This is a genomic window from Microbacterium testaceum StLB037, from assembly GCF_008763945.1.
Lineage (GTDB): Bacteria > Actinomycetota > Actinomycetes > Actinomycetales > Microbacteriaceae > Microbacterium > Microbacterium testaceum_G.
The window spans coordinates 368,640-388,738 of sequence record NZ_VTQH01000003.1 but is presented as its reverse complement, the minus strand read 5'-3'; the positions used below and the strand labels follow the sequence as shown (position 1 = coordinate 388,738).

The window sequence follows — 20,099 nt, the reverse complement described above, 5'->3', positions numbered from 1 at the left end:
GGCTCCGGCGGATGCCCGCTCGGTCACCGACGGTTCGTTCGCGCGCCGGATCGTCGGATGATCACGGGCGGGATGAGGATGGCCGCGAGCATGAGCAGCCCGGCGACGAGCATGATGGACTGCGGGGTCCCCCACCCGTCATCCGCCAACGTGAACGGCGACGACACCGCCGCGTTCACGGCCGCCCCTCCCCCAGAGACCAGCACGCCGTTCGCGTCGTACACGGGGGCGCCCGCCGCATCACCGGCAGCGGCTGAACCCGCGGCCGCCGCAGCCCCGCCGAACGAACCGCCACCCGAGGCGCCCGCTGCCGCGGCAGCACTGTTGGCCCCACCCGAGGCCCCGCCCGCGCCCGTCGCCGGTGTGACTTCCTGGGCACCGCCCGTTCCCTCCACGCACTGCGTGGATCCCTTCTTGTCGCAGTCGGGAGGGTTGGGAGCGGAGGCGGCGAGCTGATTGTTCGCCGGGGAGTCGCCCGGCTTGAACGTCGGGTTGTTGCACTTGTTGAAGTCGACCTGCCCCTCTGTTCCGGGGATCGACTTCAAGACGTCGGAACCCGCCTGGACGAGGTTCATCGGCAACGGCGAATACCCGAGGGCGGAAGCCTGCTGCTGGCCCTCGCACAGCATGTAGTTCGCGAAACGACTGAGGGTCTTGCCCTTCTCGGCCGTGAAGATCTTGTTCGTCTGGGTGGGGACGATCATGTACGAGTAGCTCGACATCGGATACGCCCGAGGATCGCCGCTGTTGTACACGCCGTCCAGGTTCTGCGTGAGGTCGGGGTTGATCGCGGCGGACATCAGCGCCACGGCGACCGACTGGTATGTCGGCTCCACGTAGTACCCGGCCTTGTTGAGCACCTTCACGACGGGGAACCCGGACTTCATCGCGTACGAGTACTCGACGTAGGTGATGGCCCCCTCGCCGTAGTCCTGGCTCACGTAGCCCGCCACGCCCAAGGAGCCGTTCTGTCCCTTGAACGAGGCGTTGACTTGCGGGAACTGCGAGCGCATGCCCTGCGTCCAGATGTTGCCGAACTGCTTGGACATCCACAGGGTGAACTGCGCGCTCGTCCCCGAGCCGTCCGAACGATAGACCGGCGTGATGGTCTTATCCGGCATCGCGAGGGCGGGGTTGTCGGACTGGATCGCCGGGTCGTTCCACTTGGCGATCTGACCGCTGAAGATCTTGGCGATCACCTCGCCGGACAGTCGCAGGTTCGTGACGCGCTTGCCACCGATCTTGAGGTTGTACATCAGCGAGGTGCCACCCGCCACGATCGGCATGTACGCGAACTTCCCCTGCAGCGGGGTCCCGTCGCTGAACGTCGTCTCCGGCGCGGAACCGTCCTCGGGGTTGTCCTGGAAGGGAATCTCACTGATGGCGAAGTCGACGGTGCTGTTGCGGAAATCCGTGCGCCCGGCGCTCGACCCCGTCCCCGAGTAGTTCACCGTCATGCCGTAGTTGCTGGCCACGTTCTTGCGCCACTGATCGAGCGCGTTCTGCGACCAGGTCGAGCCGGATCCGGAGATCGGCACGTACCCGTCGGCCTGTGCGGGCGAGGGGGCCAGCGCGACGAGGGAGACGACCGCGAGCACCGCGGCGAAGCGGGCCAGGCGGGGACGGACATTCACGACGGGTTCTCCTCGGTGGATCGGTTGAAGCGTGCGGTGAGCGCGCGCAGCGCGAGGCGACGCTCGAGGTCCTTGGGCGGACGGCCCGGCGGCAGGGTGCGTCGTCCGGCACGCGAAGCGGCGACGGCGGACTCCCCCTCGATGCGGACGAGATCGCGAGCCGACGCGGCGGACGCGGCACGACGCTGACGGTCCGAGAGTTGGCCGGGCCCTCGTCCACCAATCAGGCGGGCGACGATGAACAGGGTCAGCACGAGCAGCACGAGGGTGGCGGCGGTGCCGAACCCGCGGGCGATCATGCTCGGCTCCGGGGACTTCACGAAGTCGAACACCTGTAGCGGGAGCGAGATCATCGGACCCGAGAAGGGGTTCAGGTTCATCTCCGCGGTGACGCCCGAGGTGAGCAGCACCGGAGAGGTCTCGCCGATTCCGCGGGCGGTACCGAGGATCACGGCCGTCACGAGACCGGAGCGCGAGGTGGGCAGGACGACGCTCCACACCGTGCGCCACCGGCTCGTGCCGAGCGCGTACGACGCCTCGCGCAGGTTGTGGGGCACCAGGCGCAGCACCACGTCGGAGGCCCGGATGATGATCGGGAGCATCATCACGCTGATGGCGAGGGATGCCGCGAACCCCGAGCGCTGATTCGTGATGAGGGTCACGACGGCGGCGTAGACGAACAGTCCCGCGACGATCGAGGGCAGAGCCGTCATGGCATCCGAGATGGTCCGCACGAAGCGGGCGAAGCGTCCGCCGATCTCGTTCAGGAAGACGGCCGTGGTCACCCCAAGCGGAATCGTGATCGTCAAGGCGATGCTGATCTGGATGAGCGTTCCGACGATGGCGTGCGCGATGCCACCCATCGTCAGCGGGTCGAGGGGACCGGCGAGCTTCATCGTCTCGGTGAAGAAGTTCAGGTGGAACAGGGCCGACGAGCCCCGCACGAGGGTGAAGAACACCACGAAGGCCAGCGCCCCGAGCAGGAGCACGCCCGCGGAGTAGAACAACGCGGTCATGACCCGCTCGCTGATGGCGAGACGGTCGGCGCGCATCGCGGTCAGGACCGCGTAGATGCCGAGGAAGCCGATGAACGACAGCACCACCCACCCGACGACACCCGTCATGGGGGTGAGCCATCCGAACATCAGTGTCGAGACGGCGACGGCCGCCGCCCCGCTGCCGATGAGGTCGAAGCGGTCGCCGAAGGGGACCGTCCGCAGATCGCGTCGCTCGCCGACGGCGCCCGTGCGATGCGGAATCGACGTGCGCGAGGTCTGGCGCGGAGACTCGTCTCGGGCCGTAGCCGTCGGGGCCTCGGGGGTGAGGATCGCCATCAGTTGCTCTCCGCTCCGGACCGGCTGCGCGCGACGATCGTCGACGCGGTGAAGTTGACGATCAACGTGATGATGAACAGCACGAGCCCCGCCGCCATGAGGGCGGACAGGCCGAACTGGCTCGCCTCCCCATAACGGAGGGCGATGAGCGCGGACACCGAGTTGGTGCCGGTCTTCAGCAGCTCGGTGTTGATCGTGAAGATCGGCGAGATGATCATGACGACGGCGATGGTCTCGCCGAGGGCGCGTCCGAGGCCGAGCATGGTGCCGCCGATGATGCCGCCCCGGCCGAAGGGGAGCACGACGGCGCGGATCATCCCCCATCGGGTCGAACCGAGCGCGAGGGCCCCCTCCCGCTCGCCGAGCGGCGCTTGCGAGAACGCCTCGCGCATCACCGAGGTCTGGGTCGGCACGACCATGAGCGCGACGACGATCCCCGCGATGAACGCCGAGGAGGTGTACGCACCGGCGTCCGTCAGCCGTGCGCCGGTCTCGTCGGCGACGCGGAAGATCGGGATCCAGCCGAAGTAGGTCGAGATCCACTGGGCGACCGGGATGACGCCCGTCTGGAGGAAGAACACGCCCCACAGCCCGAACACGACACTGGGCACGGCCGCCATCAGGTCGACCATCGTGATGAGAAGGCCCCGCGCCCGTGGCGGCACGATCTCGCTGATGAGCAACGCCGTCCCCATCGCCAGCGGCACAGAGATGGCCATGGCCACCAGGGCGATGGTCACCGTCCCGAACAGCACGGCGGCGACACCGAACGTGCCGGTCTCGGGCGACCATTCCTGCGTCGTGAGGAACGACGGACCCGCCACCGCGAGGGCATCGCCGGCGCGCGCCGTGAGGAAGATTCCGACGGCGAGCATCACGGCGACGGTGATGGTTCCCGCGGCATACGCGGTGGTGCGGAACACCCGATCGGCGATGACGGGAGCGCTCTTCAATGAGCGTGGCGTCGGCTTCGCCGCGTCCGTCGTCGGCGGTAGCACCGCCGTCGTGGTGTCCGTCATGCGCCCTCCATCGATCGCGCCGGGAGTCGGCCGCGCCTCACGTCGCTCAGCCTCGAACGACGAGGGGAGGATCGCGGGGCGCCGGTCGACCGGCCGGTGTCGCGACTCGCTCGCTTCCCCTGGAACCGGCTCGGGTCGCCGGCATTGCGAGGCTAGGAGCCAGCCGTGAACGGCACCCGGTTCGACTGTCCACGTCGGCTGGCGGGGTGGTGAACGAGAGACGTTCGAAGGTGAACGAGGGACGACGCCGGTCGAGGCGTCATCGCGGTCCGCCCGTCGGCGAGGCGGTCGAGACCGGCGTCGGCGTGGACGACGGAGACGGCGGGACCGGCGTCGGAGTCGCCCGGGCTGCGGCGACGAGGATCGTCACGGCGCTTCCGAGACGGACGGCGCTTCCCGCCGCGGGTTCGACGCCGACGACGGTCCCCGTCGGTCGGTCGGAGGCGACGGTCGTCTGCGCCGGGACGAAGCCCGCTGCACGCATCGACGAGGCCGCTCCCGCGGCATCCATTCCGACGACGTCCGGGACGAGATTGGATCCGGATGCCACGACCAGGCGCACCGCGGAACCGAGCGCGACCGCCGTCCCGGGGGCCGGGTCGGAGGAGAGCACCGTCCCGCCCGACTGGGGCGCGTCGCGCTCGGTGATGTCGCCGAGGACGAACCCCGCCGCCGCGAGCGCGAGTCGCGTGTCGTCGAGGGAGCCGAAGGCGGGCACGAGCGCGGTGGCGATCGGTGCGGGCGTGCCGGGGTCCGATGCGGTCGGTTGCGGCGTCGATGTCGTCGTCGCGGTGGGCACCGGAGCCGAGGCCGCCGCGGACGGCTCGACCGCGGGCGCCGTACGACCGGCGTTCGCCATGAGGGGGACGGCGGCCGCCGTGCCCGCCAGCAGCAGAACGATGGCCGCGATCGCTCCCCACCGGGGTCCGTGTCGCGTCGACTCGTCCACCGGAGCGGGGGCCGGCGTCGGACCGGCACCGAGAGGGGCGGCCGTCAGGACCCGTGTCGACGACACCTCGTCATCGCCGCGGGCGGGCGCTCGCACGGGGGTGACCGCATCGAGAACCGCTGCGCGCATCTCGGCGGCGTCGGCGAATCTGTTCGCCGGCTCCTTGAGCATCGATCGCACGACCACGCGATCGAGCGCACCGGGGACGGAGCGGACGGCCACGGACGGGACGGGAGGCGGGGCGTGCAGGTGGGCCCGGATGACGGCGGTCCGGTCGCTCCCCGTGAACGGGGCGCGACCGGTGAGCGCGAAGTACAGCATCCCGCCGACCTGATACAGGTCGCCGCGCGGGCCGACGGGCTGCCCGCTCAGCTGCTCGGGCGAGGCGAACTCGGCGTTTCCGACCACCCCCGCGGTGACCGGTGACACAGAGCTGCGCAGAACGTCGTCGCCGTGGGCCGTCTCTCCCGCCGCATCGGCGAGGCCGAAATCGAGGAGCGTCGATCGGGGGCGGCCCTCGTCGTCGACGCGCACGAGCACGTTCGCGGGCGACACATCGCGGTGCACGAGACCGACCGCGTGAGCGGCACCCAGCGCATAGAGGATGTCCCCGGCGACCGCCCCGGCGTGGACCGCGGAGAGCGGACCGGTGGCACGGACGTGCTCCGCGAGGGTCACGCCTTCGACGATCCGCTGGGCAATCCAGGCGATGGGGATGCCGTGCTCGCGGAAGGTCCCCATATCGACGACGGCGACGATCGACGGGTGGGAGACGTGCGCCGTCCGCCTGCCCTCGCGGAGGAAGGCCTCGCGGACGGTGTCGCTCTGAGAAAGGTGGGGATGCAGCAGTTTGACGGCGACGGTCTGACCGGTCACCTCATCCCGGGCGCGGAAGACGGATGCCGTTCCCCCGGTGCCGAGGAGCCCTTCGACGCGGAACCTCCCCGCGACGAGACCGGCGGCATCGTCGACCATCAGTCGGCTCCCTCAGACCGGCCGACCGGCTGCCGCAATCCTGCGCGCCGACGAGCGATCACGCGGGCTGCGCCGACACGCGCGACCGACGTCCGGAGGCGCTCCCGATGCTGACGCCCTCGACGACGTCGGCGGACCGGAACACCGCGACGGCCGCGCGGCCGGCCGCCGACGCCTCACCGGCTGATTCGTACCAGCGCGCCGCGGTCGCGATCGGCCGATCGCCGCGGCGCAGCACCCACGCGTGCTTGGTCGCCACGGGGCCGCGGACCGTCGACACCTGCAGCTGGTCCGCGCGGGACTGTTCAACCCGGGCGGCGTCGACCGCGACGGACGGCGAGGCGAAGACCGTCGCGCAGCGGGCGAGCTCGCGGTTGTTTGTCGCGAGGAGCCGCCAGACGCCGAAGACGCCGATCGGGGCGAGAGCACCCGCGGCCGTGGGGTTCTCCATCAGGGCGAGTTGTGATGCCGCCAACTCGGGGAGAAGGTAGGAACGGAAGAGCAGCCACGCGCTCAGTCGCGGATCGCGCACCGAGCGGAAGGTGTCGAAGATCACCCGTCCGCGGCGCGCGCGGGTGGAGAAGAGCTGATCGCTCACGAGAGGCCCCTGTCTGGCGGAGCCGTCGTGGGGGTTTCGGGTTCCCCGCGCTGTTCCGTAGAGAGAAACGTCCTCCTGTCGCGTAGCCGCGGCGCGAGCAGAGGGTGAACGAGCGGTTCACCAGCCCGCAACGATTCGTCGCGTATTCACAAGATGCGTTTACCCGCACGTTCATCCGGTCTGCCCTCGGGCGGTGACCGCGCACGCAGGCACGCCTCGCGCGACGCACCGCCGGTCCCGCGGCTGGTGGGCCGCGCGACCGGTACGGCGAGCCCAGGTCAGAGCGCGCGACGCCCCTCGAAGGCGCGACCGAGGGTCACCTCATCGGCGTACTCGAGGTCGCCGCCCACGGGAAGACCGGATGCCAGACGAGTCACCCGGATCTCGAGGGTGTGCAGCAGCCTGCTGAGATAGGTTGCCGTCGCTTCTCCCTCGAGGTTCGGGTTCGTGGCGAGGATGACCTCTTGCACGGTGCCGTCGGCGAGGCGCTGCATGAGCTGGGTGACGCGTAGGTCGTCGGGGCCGATACCCGCGATGGGGCTGATGGCGCCACCGAGCACGTGGTACAGGCCGCGGAACTCGCGGGTGCGCTCGATCGCCGCGACGTCTTTGGCGTCCTCGACCACGCAGATGAGGGTGGCGTTGCGTCGCGGGTCACGGCAGATCGAGCAGCGTTCCTGCTCGGTCACGTTCCCGCAGATCTCGCAGAACTTCACTTTGTCGCGGATCTCGCCGAGGAGCGTGGACAGTCGTGACACGTCGAAGGACGGCGACTGGAGGATGTGGAAGGCGATGCGCTGCGCGGACTTCGGGCCGATGCCGGGGAGGCGCCCGAACTCGTCGATCAGGTCTTGGACGATGCCGTCGTACATCAGGTGAACCTCGTCGGGGGCTCGTAGGGTTCGTCGCGCACGTAGTTGGCGCCGAGCATCTGGCGCACCACGGCTTCTCCGTACCGCTGCACTCCCCCGCTCAGGGGTGCCATGCGCGGAACGACGACCGGCGGTAGCGGAACCTCGGCCTCGTCGACAGGGGGGATGACATCGTCATCGTCCACCTCATCGGGGGCGGGGACGGAGGGGGTCACCTCCCGCGGGGGCAGGACGACGCCCTCGTGCACCGCGGAGGGCGCGACGGCGGTGGCTTCATCGGGCTCGTCGTCGACCGCGAGCGCGGACGGCGCGGCGGGGGCGAGAGTCGCCGTCGAGGTGGATCCGTCCGACGCGGGGATCGGCGCGACGGCCCACTCGGTCACGGAGGACGAGTACGGCGAGGAGCTCTGCGGGGCGCGCGGACCGAATGCCGAGACACCTGACGACGGTCCGTTCGTCGACGACGGACCCGCGGGGCCGCGCGACGATCCCCCCGGACCGGAGCCTCCGGGACCGTCGCCTTCCAGGCGCGCGAGGTACTTGACCCGAATGCCGAGGACCGCCTGGATGGCCTCGCGAAGGTCTTCGCTCGGGCCGCCCTCGGGTGTGCGCGTCTTGAACGCGGTCAGGTCGCTTCCGGTCCGGAACGCGAGGGTGAGCACGTCGCCCTCGAACGCGGCGACGGCGGAGGTCGACACGACGAGCCACGACGAGCGGCTGGCGACTTCGAGCTGGCCGAGGACTTCGGGCCAGGCATCGCGGACGTGTCCGAGTTCGATCGGCCCCACCGGCGTGGCGGGGGGCGTGGGCGCGGTCGGCTCGAGCGGAGACGCGTCGTCGGCCGTCGAGCCGGGGGCCGGCGCGGGGGCGGCGGGCGACGCGGCGCGCTGCGCCTCGGTGGATCGAGCATCCGCGGGCTGGGGAGCGGTGGGCGCGGTCGCGATCGGCGCGTCGGTGGGAGCGACGGCCGCGGCGTCGTCGACGTCGTTCGAGGTCTGCGCCGCCTCGGGGGTGGGCGCCGTGTCGAACGGGTGGGCGTCGTCCGAGGCGTTCGCGTGGCCGGAGCCGTCAGCGGGAGACGGGGCGCGTTGTCCGGTCGTCGATGGAGTCACGGCATCCGCCCGCGACGACGGCGTACCGGGCGCGCTCGCGGGACGCTGCACGGAGGCGCGGGCCGGCGCGGGTGACGGCTCGTCGTCGTCGTCGTCGAACGGCGGCGGGGCGTCATCGTCGGTGAACGGCGGCGGAGCGTCGTCGTCGTGCGGGGGCGGCACGAACTCGGCGGCTCCCGGGCGTTCGGAAGGACGCGAGTCACGCGCCCCCGGAGTCGCGACCGCCGGAGATGCCACCGAAGGAGCCGCGACGGCAGGGGACGCGACGGCAGGGGCTCCGCCGGCAGACGATGCCGATCCCGGAGCGGCGATCCGCGCGGGCGCGGCGTCGGGCTCGGACGTCGGGGGCACGGGAGCCGTGACACGGGGCGTCGCGGTGGGCGCGGCGACGGCGGGAGAACCGCCCCCCGGCGAAGCGATGCTGGGCGACGCGACCGTGGGAGATGCCACGCCGGGTGACGCGACACGGGGTGACGCTTCAGCGGGAGACGCGACACCGGGCGAGGCCACAGCGGGCGAGGCCATAGCGGGAGACGCGACCGCGGGAGACGCAACACCGCGAGACGCCGCAGCGGGAGATGCGGCCACCGGCGACGCGATTCGCGCCCCGCCGGGGCTGGCGACCGCGGGCGTTGCGGTGGCCGAGCCGGCGGTGGGGATGTCGGCCGCGGGAGATGCCGGACGCCCCGTCGCCGGAGCGGCCGGGGCCGAGCTGCGCGCCGTCTCGAGATCGTGCGCCGTCGCGGGCGACGTGCCCTGGGCGACGCCGGCATGGGTGAGCACGCGCGCGACCAGGAGCTCGAGCTGCAGGCGCGGAGAGGTGGCCCCGGTCATCTCGTCGAGAGCCGCGACCACCAGGTCGGCCGTGCGCGACAACCGCGCGGCGCCGAACGCCGTCGCCTGGCGGGACATGCGCTCGAACTCGTCGTCGGGGATCCCGCGCAGGATGGCCGACGCGCCCGCGCCGGTGGCCGCGACGACGATGAGGTCGCGCAGGCGCTCGAGCAGGTCGTCGACGAAGCGCCGCGGGTCTTGACCGGTCTGCACGACCCGGTCGATGGCGGCGAAGGCTCCCCCGCCGTCGTTCGCCGCGAAGGCGTCGACGACCTCGTCGAGGAGCTCGGAGTGCGTGTACCCGAGCAGCGCGACCGCGCGCTCGTAGCGTACGAGGACGTGTCCGGCATCGTCGACGTCGGATCCGGCGATGAGCTGGTCGAGCAGCGAGAGGGTGTCGCGCGGCGAGCCGCCGCCGGCGCGCACGACGAGCGGCAGGACGCCGGCCTCGACGCCCACGCCCTCGCTCTCGCACAACTCTTGGACGTACTCGAGCATCGCCGCGGGCGGAACGAGCCGGAAGGGGTAGTGGTGGGTGCGCGAGCGGATCGTGCCGAGCACCTTCTCGGGCTCGGTGGTGGCGAAGATGAACTTCACGTGCGCGGGCGGCTCTTCGACGAGCTTGAGCAGGGCGTTGAAGCCCTGCTGCGTGACCATGTGTGCCTCGTCGAGGATGAAGATCTTGAAGCGGTCGCGGGCGGGGGCGAAGATCGCGCGCTCGCGCAGGTCGCGGGCGTCGTCGACGCCGTTGTGGCTCGCCGCGTCGATCTCGACGACGTCGAGCGATCCACCGCCGCCCCGACCCAGCTCGACACAGCTGTCGCACGTGCCGCAGGGCGTGTCGGTCGGGCCGGCCGCGCAGTTGAGGCAGCGCGCGAGAATACGGGCCGAGGTGGTCTTTCCGCAGCCGCGCGGGCCCGAGAACAGGTACGCGTGACCCACGCGGTCGCTGCGCAGGGCGGTCATCAACGGCTCGGTCACCTGCGACTGCCCGATCATCTCGCCGAACGCCTCGGGGCGGTATCGGCGGTACAGGGCTGTCGTCACCACACCAGCCTACGGCGTACCTCCGACATCGCCTCCGCCGTCGTCCGTCGGTCGACCAGAACCCCGCACGCCGAGCCCTCTGGACCGTCACCGCAACAGGAGAATCCACCAGAACAGGGCGATCACGCCACCAACGCCAGGTTCCCGTCGCATCCCCTGTTCTCACCGCACCTCGGACGCCGAGCCGCCAGACCGTCACCGCAACAGGAGAATCCACCAGAACAGGGCGATCACGCCGCCAATGCCATGTTCCCGTCACATCCCCTGTTCTCGTGGCCGCACCCGCGCGCGTCGGAAACGCCGAACGCGGCGACACCCGGAAAGGTGCCGCCGCGTCCGTGAGTCAGAAGCCGCCGTCGAGACCGACCGCGATCGGTCCGTCGTCGTCGCCCACGATCGGAATCGCCGTGGTGACGATGGGTACCGAGGCCGACAGGAGAGTGCCGTCCTCGCGCACCGACCCCTCGAGCTGGCGGATCGACGGTCGCCCGGGCCGGACCGGCCCCTGTCCGTGCAGGGCCACGCGCACGGTCTCACCCGGAGCGACGGTGTAATCCACCCCGCGCACGGCGAAGGCCACGGGTGCGCCGTCTCCCCCGGCGCGCAGGGTCAGCGCCGTCTCGGTGACGGTGATGTCGAGGCGCGTCCCGTGCCAGTGCAGCACGTACGACAGCTCCGGCCAGTCGGCGGGCAGACGCGGGTCGAAGGTGAGCAGACCGAAGTGGTCGCGCATACCGCCGAAGCCGCTCACGAGCGCGGTCCACACCCCGCCGGCCGAGGCCACGTGCACCCCGTCCGAGGCGTTGTGATGCAGGTCGCCGAGGTCGACGAACGCGGCCTGGCGGAAATACTCCAGCGCCAGGTCCTGATACCCCACCTCGGCCGCGAGGATCGACTGCACGACCGCCGACAGGGTCGAATCGCCCGTGGTCAGCGGGTCGTAGTACTCGAAGTCAGCGAGCTTCTCGGCATCCGTGAAGTGATTTCCCTGCAGGAACAGCGCGAGCACCACGTCGGCCTGCTTGAGCACCTGGTACCGGTAGATCACCAGCGGGTGGAAGTGCAGCAGGAGGGGGCGCTGATCGGGCGGGGTGTTCTCGAGGTCCCAGATCTCGCGCTCGAGGAAGACGGCGTCCTGGGGATGGATGCCGAGGGCCTCGCTGAACGGGATGTGCATGGCCTCGGCCGCCTTGTCCCAGCGCTCGGGCTCGGAGGGGTCGAGGTTCATGCGATCGGCCATCTGCGCGTAGGCCTCGGGGTTGTTCTCGGCGAGGTCCCGCACCGTGCGCGCCGCGAAGCGCAGGTTGAACCGCGCCATGACGTTGGTGAAGAGGTTGTCGTTGACGACGGTGGTGTACTCGTCGGGCCCGGTCACGCCGTGGATGTGGAACGAGTCGTGCTCGCCCTCGACGGCGGCGTCGCTCGAGCGCCAGAACCCGAGCGTCGACCACAGGCGCGCCGTGTCCACCGCGATGTCCACGCCCTCGCGGGCGAGGAATTCCTCATCGCCCGTCGCCCGCACGTACTTCGCCAGGGCGAAGGCCACGTCGGCGTTGATGTGGTACTGCGCGGTGCCGGCGGCGTAGTAGGCCGACGCCTCTTCTCCGTTGATCGTGCGCCAGGGGAAGAGGGCGCCCGCTTCGTTGAGCTGGTGGGCGCGCTTGCGCGCCGCGGGAAGCATCAGGTAGCGCATGCGCAGCGCGTTGCGGGCCCAGAGCGGCGAGGTGTACGCCAGGAACGGCAGGACGTAGACCTCGGTGTCCCAGAAGTAGTGGCCGCTGTAGCCCGAACCCGTGACGCCCTTGGCCGGGACGCCCTGTCCGTCGGCGCGGGCCGCCGCCTGCGCGAGTTGGAACAGGCACCAGCGGGTGGCCTGCTGCAGGTCGCCGTGGCCCCCGATGCGCACGTCGGAGCGCTCCCAGAAGTCGGCGTACCAGGCGATCTGCTGCTCGACGAGCCCGTCGATCCCGGTTTCGACGGCGCGGTCGAGCGTGCGGCGGCACCGATCGAGCAGCTCACCCGTCGGGACACCCCGTGAGGTGTGGTAGCTCACCAGCTTGGTGATGGTCGTGGGCACACCGGCCTTCGCGTGCACCCGGTAGACGTTCTTGGCGATGTCGGGCTCGATGAGCTGACGCGAGGTGTACTCGTTCTCCGTCTCGACGAGGTGGTCGGCGATGACCGCGAGGGTCATGTTCGACTCGCTCACCTCGTAGCTCAGCGCGGAGCGGTTGCCGTCCTGCCAGTACTCCCGCGGCTGCAGCACGCGGTCGCTGAGCTTCTCGGTCTTCCGTGGGTCGAAACCCGACTGCTTGGATGCCATGGGCGAGCCGCCGTAGATCCCCTCACCGTCCTGGCGGTTGAGCAACTGGCTGCTCACGGTGACGGGAGCGTCGGCGTCGAGCACCGTCACGGTCAGGCGCAGCACGGCGAGGTGCTTCTCGTCGAACGACACGAAGCGCTCGTCCTCGATGCGCACGCGCTTGCCCGAGGGGGTGACCCACAGGAGGTTGCGGCGCAGGATGCCCTGGCGCATGTCGAGCACGCGCTCGTACTCGCGCACGTCGGCGACGTCGAGCGAGAGCGGCTCGTCATCGACGTAGACGCGCATGACCTTGGCATCCGGAGCATTGATGATCGTCTGACCGACCTCGGCGAAGCCGTAGGCCTGCTCGGCGTGCCGGATCGGGAACGTCTCGTGGAAGCCGTTGATGAAGGTGCCCTGCTCGAGCGCGAACCGGCCCTCGATGGAGTTGCCGCGCAGACCGAGGTAGCCGTTGCCGACCGCGAAGAGGGTCTCGGTGACCCCGACGTCGTCGAGCGAGAACTCGGTCTCGACGAGACGCCATTCGTCGATGGGGAAACGATCGCGATCGATCATCAGGGGCCTTCCAGGGCGAGGGAGATCACCGCGCGCCCGCGGTGCGTCGGGTTGGTCGCGAGAACGCGACGGCTCAGTCTACGAACGCGGCGAGGTCGTCGACGACCACGGTGGCGCCGGCGGCGGAGAGGTCTTCGGCGCCGACGCCGCGGTCGACACCGACGACGACCCCGTATCCGGCCGCCACGGCCGACTTCACGCCGCTCAGGGCGTCTTCGACCGCGACCGAGCGAGCCGGGTCGACGCCCAGCATGCGCGCCGCCTCGGCGAACACGTCGGGGGCGGGCTTGGATGCCAGGTGGTCGCGCTCGGCGACGACGCCGTCCATCACGACCGGGAAGCGATCCCGGATGCCGGCGGCGTCGAGCACCTCGACGGCGTTCTTCGAGCTCGACACGACCGCGATGGGGGTTCCCGCCTTCTGCAGCACGTCGAGGAGGGCGACCGATCCCGGATAGGGCGCGATGCCCTCGCGGCGCAGGATCTCGGAGAACACCACGTTCTTGCGGTTGCCGACCCCGCACACGGTGTCTTCGGACGGGTCATCGGAGGGATCGCCCCAGGGCACCTCGACATCGCGACTGCGCAGCAGGCTCGCGACGCCGTCGTAGCGCTTCTTGCCGTCGACGTATTCGAAGTAGTCGCGGTCGGTGTACGCCGGCTCGATCTTCCACGCCGTGAACAGCTCGTCGAACATCGTCTTCCACGCCCGCATGTGCACCTCGGCGGTCGGGGTCAGCACCCCGTCGAGGTCGAACAGCACGCCCTCGAAGGTCGTGAGATCGGGCAGGGCGGGGCTATCGGTCACGGCGGGCTCCAGATCGGGATGCAATGCGTGGGCGCCGGGGCGCGGCGATCTCAGGTTAGCGGGCGGGGCTGCCGCCGAGGCGGGTTGTGGCGCCCGGTCGTCCGACCCGGTATGAGCACCCGCAGCGCGAATCAGCGGGTGACCGACAGCGTCTGCCGAGCGATCTCGAGCTCCTCGTCGGTGGGGACGACGAGCACCTCGACCCGGGAGGCGTCGGTGGAGATGCGTCGGATGCCGCGCTCTCGCGAGGCGTTGCGCTGGGGGTCGATCTCGACGCCCGCGAAGCCGAGGGTGGCCATGGCCTCCTCGCGGACGCGGATCGAGTTCTCGCCGACCCCCGCGGTGAACGAGATGACGTCGACCCCGTCGAGCTGCGCGAGGTACGCACCCGCGTAGGCGCGGAGGCGGTGGATGTACACGTCGAAGGCGAGCTGGGCGGCCGGGTCGCCGGCATCCCTCCGCTCTCCGATGTCGCGCATGTCGGACACCCCGGCCAGCCCCAGCAGTCCCGAGCGCTTGTTGAGGAGCGTGTCGAGGTCGGCGATCGACATGTCGGCGCGGCGGGCGAGCTGGAGGAGCACCGCGGGGTCGAGGTCACCCGAGCGGGTGCCCATCACCAGGCCCTCGAGCGGGGTGAGGCCCATCGAGGTGTCGACGGAGCGGCCACCCTCGATCGCGGCGACCGAGGCGCCGTTGCCGAGGTGGAACACGATCTGCTTGAGCTCGCCGAGCGGTCGACCGACGAAGGCCGCGGCGGCCTCGCTGACGAACTTATGGCTCGTGCCGTGGAAGCCGTATCGGCGAATGCGGTGGGCCTCGGCGACCTCGCGATCGATCGCGTAGGTGTAGGCCTCGGGCGCCAGCGACTGATGGAAGGCGGTGTCGAAGACGGCGACGTGCGGGACGTCGGGGAACGCCTTCTTGGCGGCCACGATCCCGGCGAGATTCGCCGGGTTGTGCAGAGGCGCCAGCACGGACAGCTCGTCGATGTTGATCTCGACGAGGGGCGTGACGACGGTCGGCGCGAAGAACCGCGCACCCCCGTGCACGACGCGGTGGCCGACGGCGACCGGCGGGTGCTCGTCGAGCGAGGGCCCGTGCGCGGCGAAGGCGTCGAGCATGACCGCGAAGCCGGCGGTGTGATCGGCGATCTCGCGTTCGATCGTGGACGTGGCATCCGTCACCGTCGGCGCCGGAGCGTCGGGGGCTGCCAGAGCCGCCGCCTTCACCGTGTGCTTCGCGACACCGGTCCCCTCGCCGATGCGCTCGACGAGACCCGAGGCGAGAACCTCTTCGCGCGCCATGTCGAGAAGCTGGTACTTGAACGACGACGAGCCGCTGTTGACGACGAGCACGACGCTCACTGGGTGCCCCCCTGCGCCTGGATCGCGGTGATGGCGATCGTGTTCACGATGTCGTCGACGAGGGCGCCGCGCGACAGATCGTTGATGGGCTTGTTGAGCCCCTGCAGCACGGGGCCGATAGCCACGGCGCCGGCCGAGCGCTGCACGGCCTTGTAGGTGTTGTTGCCGGTGTTGAGATCGGGGAAGACGAACACCGTCGCACGCCCGGCCACCTCTGAACCGGGCATCTTGGCGCGGGCGACCGCCGCGTCGGCGGCGGCGTCGTACTGGATGGGCCCCTCGACCAGCAGCTCGGGCGCCCTCTCGCGCACGAGGGCGGTGGCGGTGCGGACCTTCTCGACATCGGCGCCGGTGCCCGACTCCCCCGTCGAGTACGACAGCATCGCCACGCGCGGGTCGATGCCGAACTGTTCGGCCGTCGCCGCCGACGACACCGCGATGTCGGCCAGCTGTTCGCTCGTGGGGTCGGGAATGACGGCGCAGTCGCCGTAGACGAGCACCCGGTCGGCCAGGGCCATCAGGAACACGCTCGAGACGACCGAGACACCCGGGGCGGTCTTGATGATCTCGAAGGCGGGGCGGATGGTGTGGGCCGTGGTGTGCGCGGCGCCCGACACCATTCCGTCGGCGAGGCCCAGGTGCACCATGAGCGTGCCGAAGTAGGAGACGTCGGTGACGGTGTCGGCCGCTTGCGAATAGGTGACGCCCTTGTGGGCGCGCAACCGCGCGTACTCGGTGGCGAACTTGTCGACGTGCACGGCGTCGAAGGGGCTGAGCACCTCGGCGTCGCGGATGTCGATGCCGAGCTCGATCGCGCGTCCGCGCACCTCGATCGGCTCGCCGAGGATCGTGAGGTCGGCGATGCCGCGGGAGAGGACGGTGGCCGCGGCGCGCAGCACGCGGTCGTCATTACCTTCGGGCAGGACGATGCGGCGCTTGTCGCTGCGGGCGCGGTCGACCAGGCCGTACTCGAACATGAGCGGGGTGACCACGCTCGGGCGGGCAACGCCCAGCTCGCGCGTGAGCAACTCGGTGTCGACGTGGCGTTCGAACAGGGCGAGGGCGGTGTCATAGCGGTGCTGCGAGTCAGCAGCGAGGCGGCCGCGCGTGTTCATGATGCGAACCGCGGTGTCGTAGGTGCCCAGATCGGTCGCGATGATGGGCAGGGGCGAGCCGAGACCGTCGATCAGGCGCACGATCGCGTCGGGCAGCTCGAAGCCGCCGTTGAGCACGATGCCCGCGAGCGAGGGAAACGTGCCCGAGGCGTTGGCCAGCAGGGCGGCGATGAGCACCTCGCTGCGGTCGGCCGGGATGACCACGACCGCGGACTCCTTGAGGCGCGGCAGGACGTTGACCATCGACATACCGGCGACGACGACGTCAAGCACCTCGCGGGTCAGCAGGGCCGGGTCTCCCTTGATCAGCTCGCCCTCGACCGAGCGCAGCACGCCGCGCACCGAGGGGGCGATGAGGAAGCGGTCTTCGGGAAGCGCCCACACGGGCACGCTCCGCCGCTCGGCGGGAGCCCCGACGGGGACGGTGTCGACGACCTGACGAACGGATGCCGTGATCTCGTCGAGGTGGTCGGGATCGGCGCGGTTGGCGATCACCGCGAAGAGCGCCGCCCGCTCGTGCTGGAGCTCTGCCACGGCGAGAGAGGCGATCTGGCCGACCTCGTGCGGCGTACGTGCGACCGACATGCCGAGCGTCTCGCTGTGCCCCTGCTGCGCGCGGCCACCGAGCACCAGCAGGACGGGGGCGCCGAGGTTCGCCGCGATCCGGGCGTTGTAGGCGAGCTCGGCGGGACTGCCGACGTCGGTGTAGTCGCTGCCGATGATGACGACCGCGTCGCACTGCGCCTCGACGGCCTTGTAGCGCTCGACGATCCGCGCGAGAGCCGCCTCGGCGTCGTCGCGCACGTCGTCGTAGGTGACGCCGACGCAATCGTCGTAGGCGAGATCGACGCTGTCGTGGTCGAGCAGCATCTCGAGCACGTAGTCGCGCTCGGCGGTGGAGCGCGCGATGGGCCGGAACACCCCCGCGCGCGGAGTGACGCGACTGAGCGCGTCGAGGACCCCGAGGGCCACGGAGGACTTGCCCGAATGACCTTCGGCCGACGTGATGTAGATGCTCTGCGTCACGGATCCAGCCTATTGCGGGCCTCCGACACCGCCCCGGGGTTGCTTCGGCGTCGAGTGATCAGGACGAGGCGGGCAGCAGGCGGGCTCCCACCGCGCGCAGCTCCCCCGCGAGCTCGGTCTCGGGGTCGAGGTCGGCGATGATCCCCGACACTCCGTCGAGCGGAAGGATGCCGAAGCGCGAGGCCGCTCCGAGCTTCTCCTCGCTCGCGAGAACGTACGTCTCGGCCGCGCGGGCGGCGAGCGCGCGCTTCATCGCCGCCTCCTCGGCATCCCCCGTCGACAATCCCGTCTCGGGGTGCACGCCGGTCACGCCCAAGAAGAAGAGGTCGGCGCTCACGTTCTGGGCCGCCTCCATCGCCGCGGCCCCGCAAGCCACGGCGGAGTGCTTGAAGAGGCGGCCACCGAGCACAATGACCTCGGCGTCGTGTTCGAGGAGGGCCGCGGCGATCGTCGGCGAGTGCGTGATGATCGTCCCCGCGAACGAGCGCGGCAGCGCGTCGACCAGAGCGAGGGTGGTCGTGCCGCCGTCGAGAAGCACGGTGGAGCCGGGATCGATAAGGGCCACGGCTGCGGCCGCCACCCGCTCTTTACTCCCCCGGGCGACCTCGCGGCGGGCGAAGTAGTCGGCGACGGCGGGCGACGCCGGGAGCGCCCCGCCGTAGACGCGGACGGCGAGCCCCGCGGCATCCAATTCTCGAAGGTCGCGGCGGATGCTGTCTTCGGAGAGCCCCAGCTCGACGGCGATGTCTTTCACGACGAGGCGGCCGTCGCGCCGGAGCCGATCGAGCAAGGCGTCTTTGCGGGCGGCGGCGAGCATGGTTCACATTCTTGCACGTTTCTGCACTATCGTTCCGAGTCATGAACGTTCGCCCCGGCACCACCGTCCCCGACCACCGCGGCCGCACCGGCCTGCACCTCACCGGACGTGATCTCGACCGCAACCCCCGGGTCGAGGTCACCGACGTCGAGGTGCTCGCCGCCGGGTGGCACGTCCTGCGCACGACCACCTTCCGCTACCAGGGCGACGACGGCGAGTGGACGACCCTCACCCGCGAGACCTACGACCGCGGCAACGGCGCGACGATCCTGCTCTACGACCCCGAGCGACGCACCGTGCTGCTCACGCGGCAGTTCCGCTACCCGGTCTACGTCAACGACCACCCCGACGGCATGCTCGTCGAGACCGCCGCGGGTCTGCTCGACGACGACGACCCGATCACCGCGATCCGCCGCGAGGCCGAGGAGGAGACCGGGGTGCGCGTCGACGAGGTGCAGCACGTGTTCGACGTGTACATGAGCCCGGGATCGGTCACCGAGCGCCTGCACTTCTTCGCCGCGGCCTACGACGGCGCCGAGCGCGAGGGCGACCGCGGGGGCCTGGCCGAAGAGGACGAGGAGATCGAGATCCTCGAGTACGGAATCGACGAGGCGATGCAGATGATCCGCGACGGATCGATCCAGGATGCCAAGACCATCATGCTGCTGCAGTGGGCGGTGCTCGACGGGCCCTTCGCCCGGCGCTGAGACCCGGCGCTGAGGCACGGCATCCGGACCCGGGCGAAGGCAAAAGAAAAGACCCTCCGCGCACCCGGTAGAGCCTGGTTACCCTTGCTACGTTTCCGTCCTGGGGGAGTTGGCCGGGATACCGCCACGCGGAGAGCCGTGTACAGCCTACCCGATCCGCGTCACACCATCAGCGGTGCGAGGGCGTCGGCCGCCGGGCGCAGGGCCGCCAGCACGTCGCCGGGATCATCGACGCGGTGTCGCGGGCCGGAGAACGCCATGGCCCCGGCGGCGAGGCCGCTCGCATCGACGATCGGCACGGCGAGGCACCCCGAGGCCGCCAGGAGCTCGCCGCTCTGGCGTGTCGCACCCCAGCGCGTTAGATGGTCCCGGGCGCGATGCCGGCACGGCTCGACCGCGCGCAGATCGGCGCGATGGCGGCATCCGTCGTGCTCATGGCCGTGGCGGGGATGTGATCTCGGGCGGGATCATCCCGGGCGGGGTGGTCCCGGGGTCGGCGCCCGGACTCACGGTAGGCGCCGCGCGGGATCCCCGCGGAAGAAGGAGCAGCACCGCGGGCAGGGCCGCCGCGGCGATGACGCCCCCGCCGATTGCGAGAGACGCGGCATCCCCTCCCGTGACCGCCTCGATCACCTCGCCGATCAGGCCGCCGAACGCGATGATCCCGGCGACGACGACGACCCCGATCCCGCGCGCGCCGCGCAGCACGAGGAACGCCTCGGTCACGAACACCGCCCCCGCCAGCAGCGCGAAGACGATCGCCGTCGTCACGCCCCGGAAGACGAGGTACTCGTGGGTGTCGGCGCCCAGACCCCGACCGGTCGCGAGGGCGACGCTCAACCACACGCCCAGCGTCGCGGCGGCGACGCCGTAGAGGAACGAGAGCACGGCAGCGACGCGCACGGCGGGGGTGGTGCGCAGCGGGGCGGGGCGGCGCCGTCGGGCGGGAGACGACATAGCCGGACGGTAGGGCCGCCAGTGAGGAAATGGCTGAAGGCCTCAGCGCG

The 20,099-nt window shown here is 70.7% G+C and carries 15 protein-coding genes and 1 other RNA gene; 1 reads left to right on the top strand and 15 read right to left on the bottom strand.

Going from position 1 to position 20,099, the window contains the following annotated elements; genetic code table 11:
• Window positions 1–23: 23 nt before the first annotated feature.
• The 12 genes from pstS to F9B98_RS14150 form a co-directional block, all read right to left on the bottom strand.
• A complete protein-coding gene (gene pstS, locus F9B98_RS14205) occupies window positions 24–1,634 on the bottom strand; it encodes a phosphate ABC transporter substrate-binding protein PstS (protein ID WP_150958577.1) in 1,611 nt (536 codons plus the stop codon).
• The gene (gene pstA / locus F9B98_RS14200; protein WP_150958574.1) at window positions 1,631–2,968 is read right to left on the bottom strand and encodes a phosphate ABC transporter permease PstA; all 1,338 of its coding nucleotides are present in this window, start codon (window positions 2,966–2,968) and stop codon (window positions 1,631–1,633) included. Before pstA ends, pstS begins: the two co-directional genes overlap by 4 nt.
• Window positions 2,968–3,987, bottom strand: a complete 1,020-nt coding sequence (pstC, locus tag F9B98_RS14195; RefSeq protein WP_150958572.1) for a phosphate ABC transporter permease subunit PstC — start codon at window positions 3,985–3,987, stop codon at window positions 2,968–2,970. The genes pstA and pstC overlap by 1 nt, the downstream gene beginning before the upstream one ends.
• 259 nt (window positions 3,988–4,246) lie before the next feature.
• Window positions 4,247–5,911 carry a protein kinase domain-containing protein gene (locus F9B98_RS14190; protein WP_150958570.1) on the bottom strand — a complete coding sequence of 555 codons (1,665 nt, stop codon included), beginning with the start codon at window positions 5,909–5,911 and terminating at the stop codon, window positions 4,247–4,249.
• A gap of 58 nt (window positions 5,912–5,969) precedes the next feature.
• A complete protein-coding gene (locus F9B98_RS14185) occupies window positions 5,970–6,509 on the bottom strand; it encodes a hypothetical protein (RefSeq protein WP_150958568.1) in 540 nt (179 codons plus the stop codon).
• Between the two features lie 278 nt (window positions 6,510–6,787).
• Window positions 6,788–7,381 (bottom strand): recombination mediator RecR, encoded by a 594-nt coding sequence (recR, locus tag F9B98_RS14180; protein ID WP_150958566.1) that lies wholly within the window; start codon window positions 7,379–7,381, stop codon window positions 6,788–6,790.
• A complete protein-coding gene (locus F9B98_RS14175; RefSeq protein ID WP_150958564.1) occupies window positions 7,381–10,374 on the bottom strand; it encodes a DNA polymerase III subunit gamma and tau in 2,994 nt (997 codons plus the stop codon). Before F9B98_RS14175 ends, recR begins: the two co-directional genes overlap by 1 nt.
• A gap of 343 nt (window positions 10,375–10,717) precedes the next feature.
• A complete protein-coding gene (locus F9B98_RS14170; protein WP_150958562.1) occupies window positions 10,718–13,255 on the bottom strand; it encodes a glycoside hydrolase family 65 protein in 2,538 nt (845 codons plus the stop codon).
• A gap of 73 nt (window positions 13,256–13,328) precedes the next feature.
• On the bottom strand, window positions 13,329–14,063 hold the full coding sequence (locus F9B98_RS14165; protein WP_150958560.1) for an HAD family hydrolase: 735 nt from the start codon (window positions 14,061–14,063) through the stop codon (window positions 13,329–13,331).
• A gap of 131 nt (window positions 14,064–14,194) precedes the next feature.
• Window positions 14,195–15,427, bottom strand: a complete 1,233-nt coding sequence (locus tag F9B98_RS14160) for an acetate/propionate family kinase (protein ID WP_150958558.1) — start codon at window positions 15,425–15,427, stop codon at window positions 14,195–14,197.
• The gene (pta, locus tag F9B98_RS14155; RefSeq protein ID WP_150958556.1) at window positions 15,424–17,568 is read right to left on the bottom strand and encodes a phosphate acetyltransferase; all 2,145 of its coding nucleotides are present in this window, start codon (window positions 17,566–17,568) and stop codon (window positions 15,424–15,426) included. Before pta ends, F9B98_RS14160 begins: the two co-directional genes overlap by 4 nt.
• A gap of 58 nt (window positions 17,569–17,626) precedes the next feature.
• Window positions 17,627–18,385, bottom strand: a complete 759-nt coding sequence (locus F9B98_RS14150) for a DeoR/GlpR family DNA-binding transcription regulator (RefSeq protein ID WP_150958554.1) — start codon at window positions 18,383–18,385, stop codon at window positions 17,627–17,629.
• A gap of 41 nt (window positions 18,386–18,426) precedes the next feature.
• Here F9B98_RS14150 and F9B98_RS14145 point away from each other — a divergent pair, with 41 nt between their 5' ends.
• On the top strand, window positions 18,427–19,092 hold the full coding sequence (locus F9B98_RS14145) for an NUDIX domain-containing protein (RefSeq protein ID WP_150958551.1): 666 nt from the start codon (window positions 18,427–18,429) through the stop codon (window positions 19,090–19,092).
• 44 nt (window positions 19,093–19,136) lie between these two features.
• On the opposite strand, the gene ffs is transcribed toward F9B98_RS14145, so the two are convergent.
• The 3 genes from ffs to F9B98_RS14130 form a co-directional block, all read right to left on the bottom strand.
• An RNA gene (gene ffs / locus F9B98_RS14140) (signal recognition particle sRNA small type) lies at window positions 19,137–19,233 on the bottom strand.
• Window positions 19,234–19,253: 20 nt separating this feature from the next.
• On the bottom strand, window positions 19,254–19,391 hold the full coding sequence (locus tag F9B98_RS16015; protein ID WP_191966859.1) for a hypothetical protein: 138 nt from the start codon (window positions 19,389–19,391) through the stop codon (window positions 19,254–19,256).
• A gap of 133 nt (window positions 19,392–19,524) precedes the next feature.
• On the bottom strand, window positions 19,525–20,049 hold the full coding sequence (locus tag F9B98_RS14130) for a hypothetical protein (protein WP_150958549.1): 525 nt from the start codon (window positions 20,047–20,049) through the stop codon (window positions 19,525–19,527).
• Window positions 20,050–20,099: the final 50 nt, after the last annotated feature.

What these genes read in the sequence shown, in the direction of transcription:
- pstA (WP_150958574.1), bottom strand. Translation starts at nt 2,968, where the DNA reads ATGGCGATCCTCACCCCCGAGGCCCCGACGGCTACGGCCCGAGACGAG.
- F9B98_RS14130 (WP_150958549.1), bottom strand. Translation starts at nt 20,049, where the DNA reads ATGTCGTCTCCCGCCCGACGGCGCCGCCCCGCCCCGCTGCGCACCACC.
- F9B98_RS14190 (WP_150958570.1), bottom strand. Translation starts at nt 5,911, where the DNA reads ATGGTCGACGATGCCGCCGGTCTCGTCGCGGGGAGGTTCCGCGTCGAA.
- pstC (WP_150958572.1), bottom strand. Translation starts at nt 3,987, where the DNA reads ATGACGGACACCACGACGGCGGTGCTACCGCCGACGACGGACGCGGCG.
- F9B98_RS14150 (WP_150958554.1), bottom strand. Translation starts at nt 18,385, where the DNA reads ATGCTCGCCGCCGCCCGCAAAGACGCCTTGCTCGATCGGCTCCGGCGC.
- recR (WP_150958566.1), bottom strand. Translation starts at nt 7,381, where the DNA reads ATGTACGACGGCATCGTCCAAGACCTGATCGACGAGTTCGGGCGCCTC.
- F9B98_RS14145 (WP_150958551.1), top strand. Translation starts at nt 18,427, where the DNA reads ATGAACGTTCGCCCCGGCACCACCGTCCCCGACCACCGCGGCCGCACC.
- F9B98_RS14170 (WP_150958562.1), bottom strand. Translation starts at nt 13,255, where the DNA reads ATGATCGATCGCGATCGTTTCCCCATCGACGAATGGCGTCTCGTCGAG.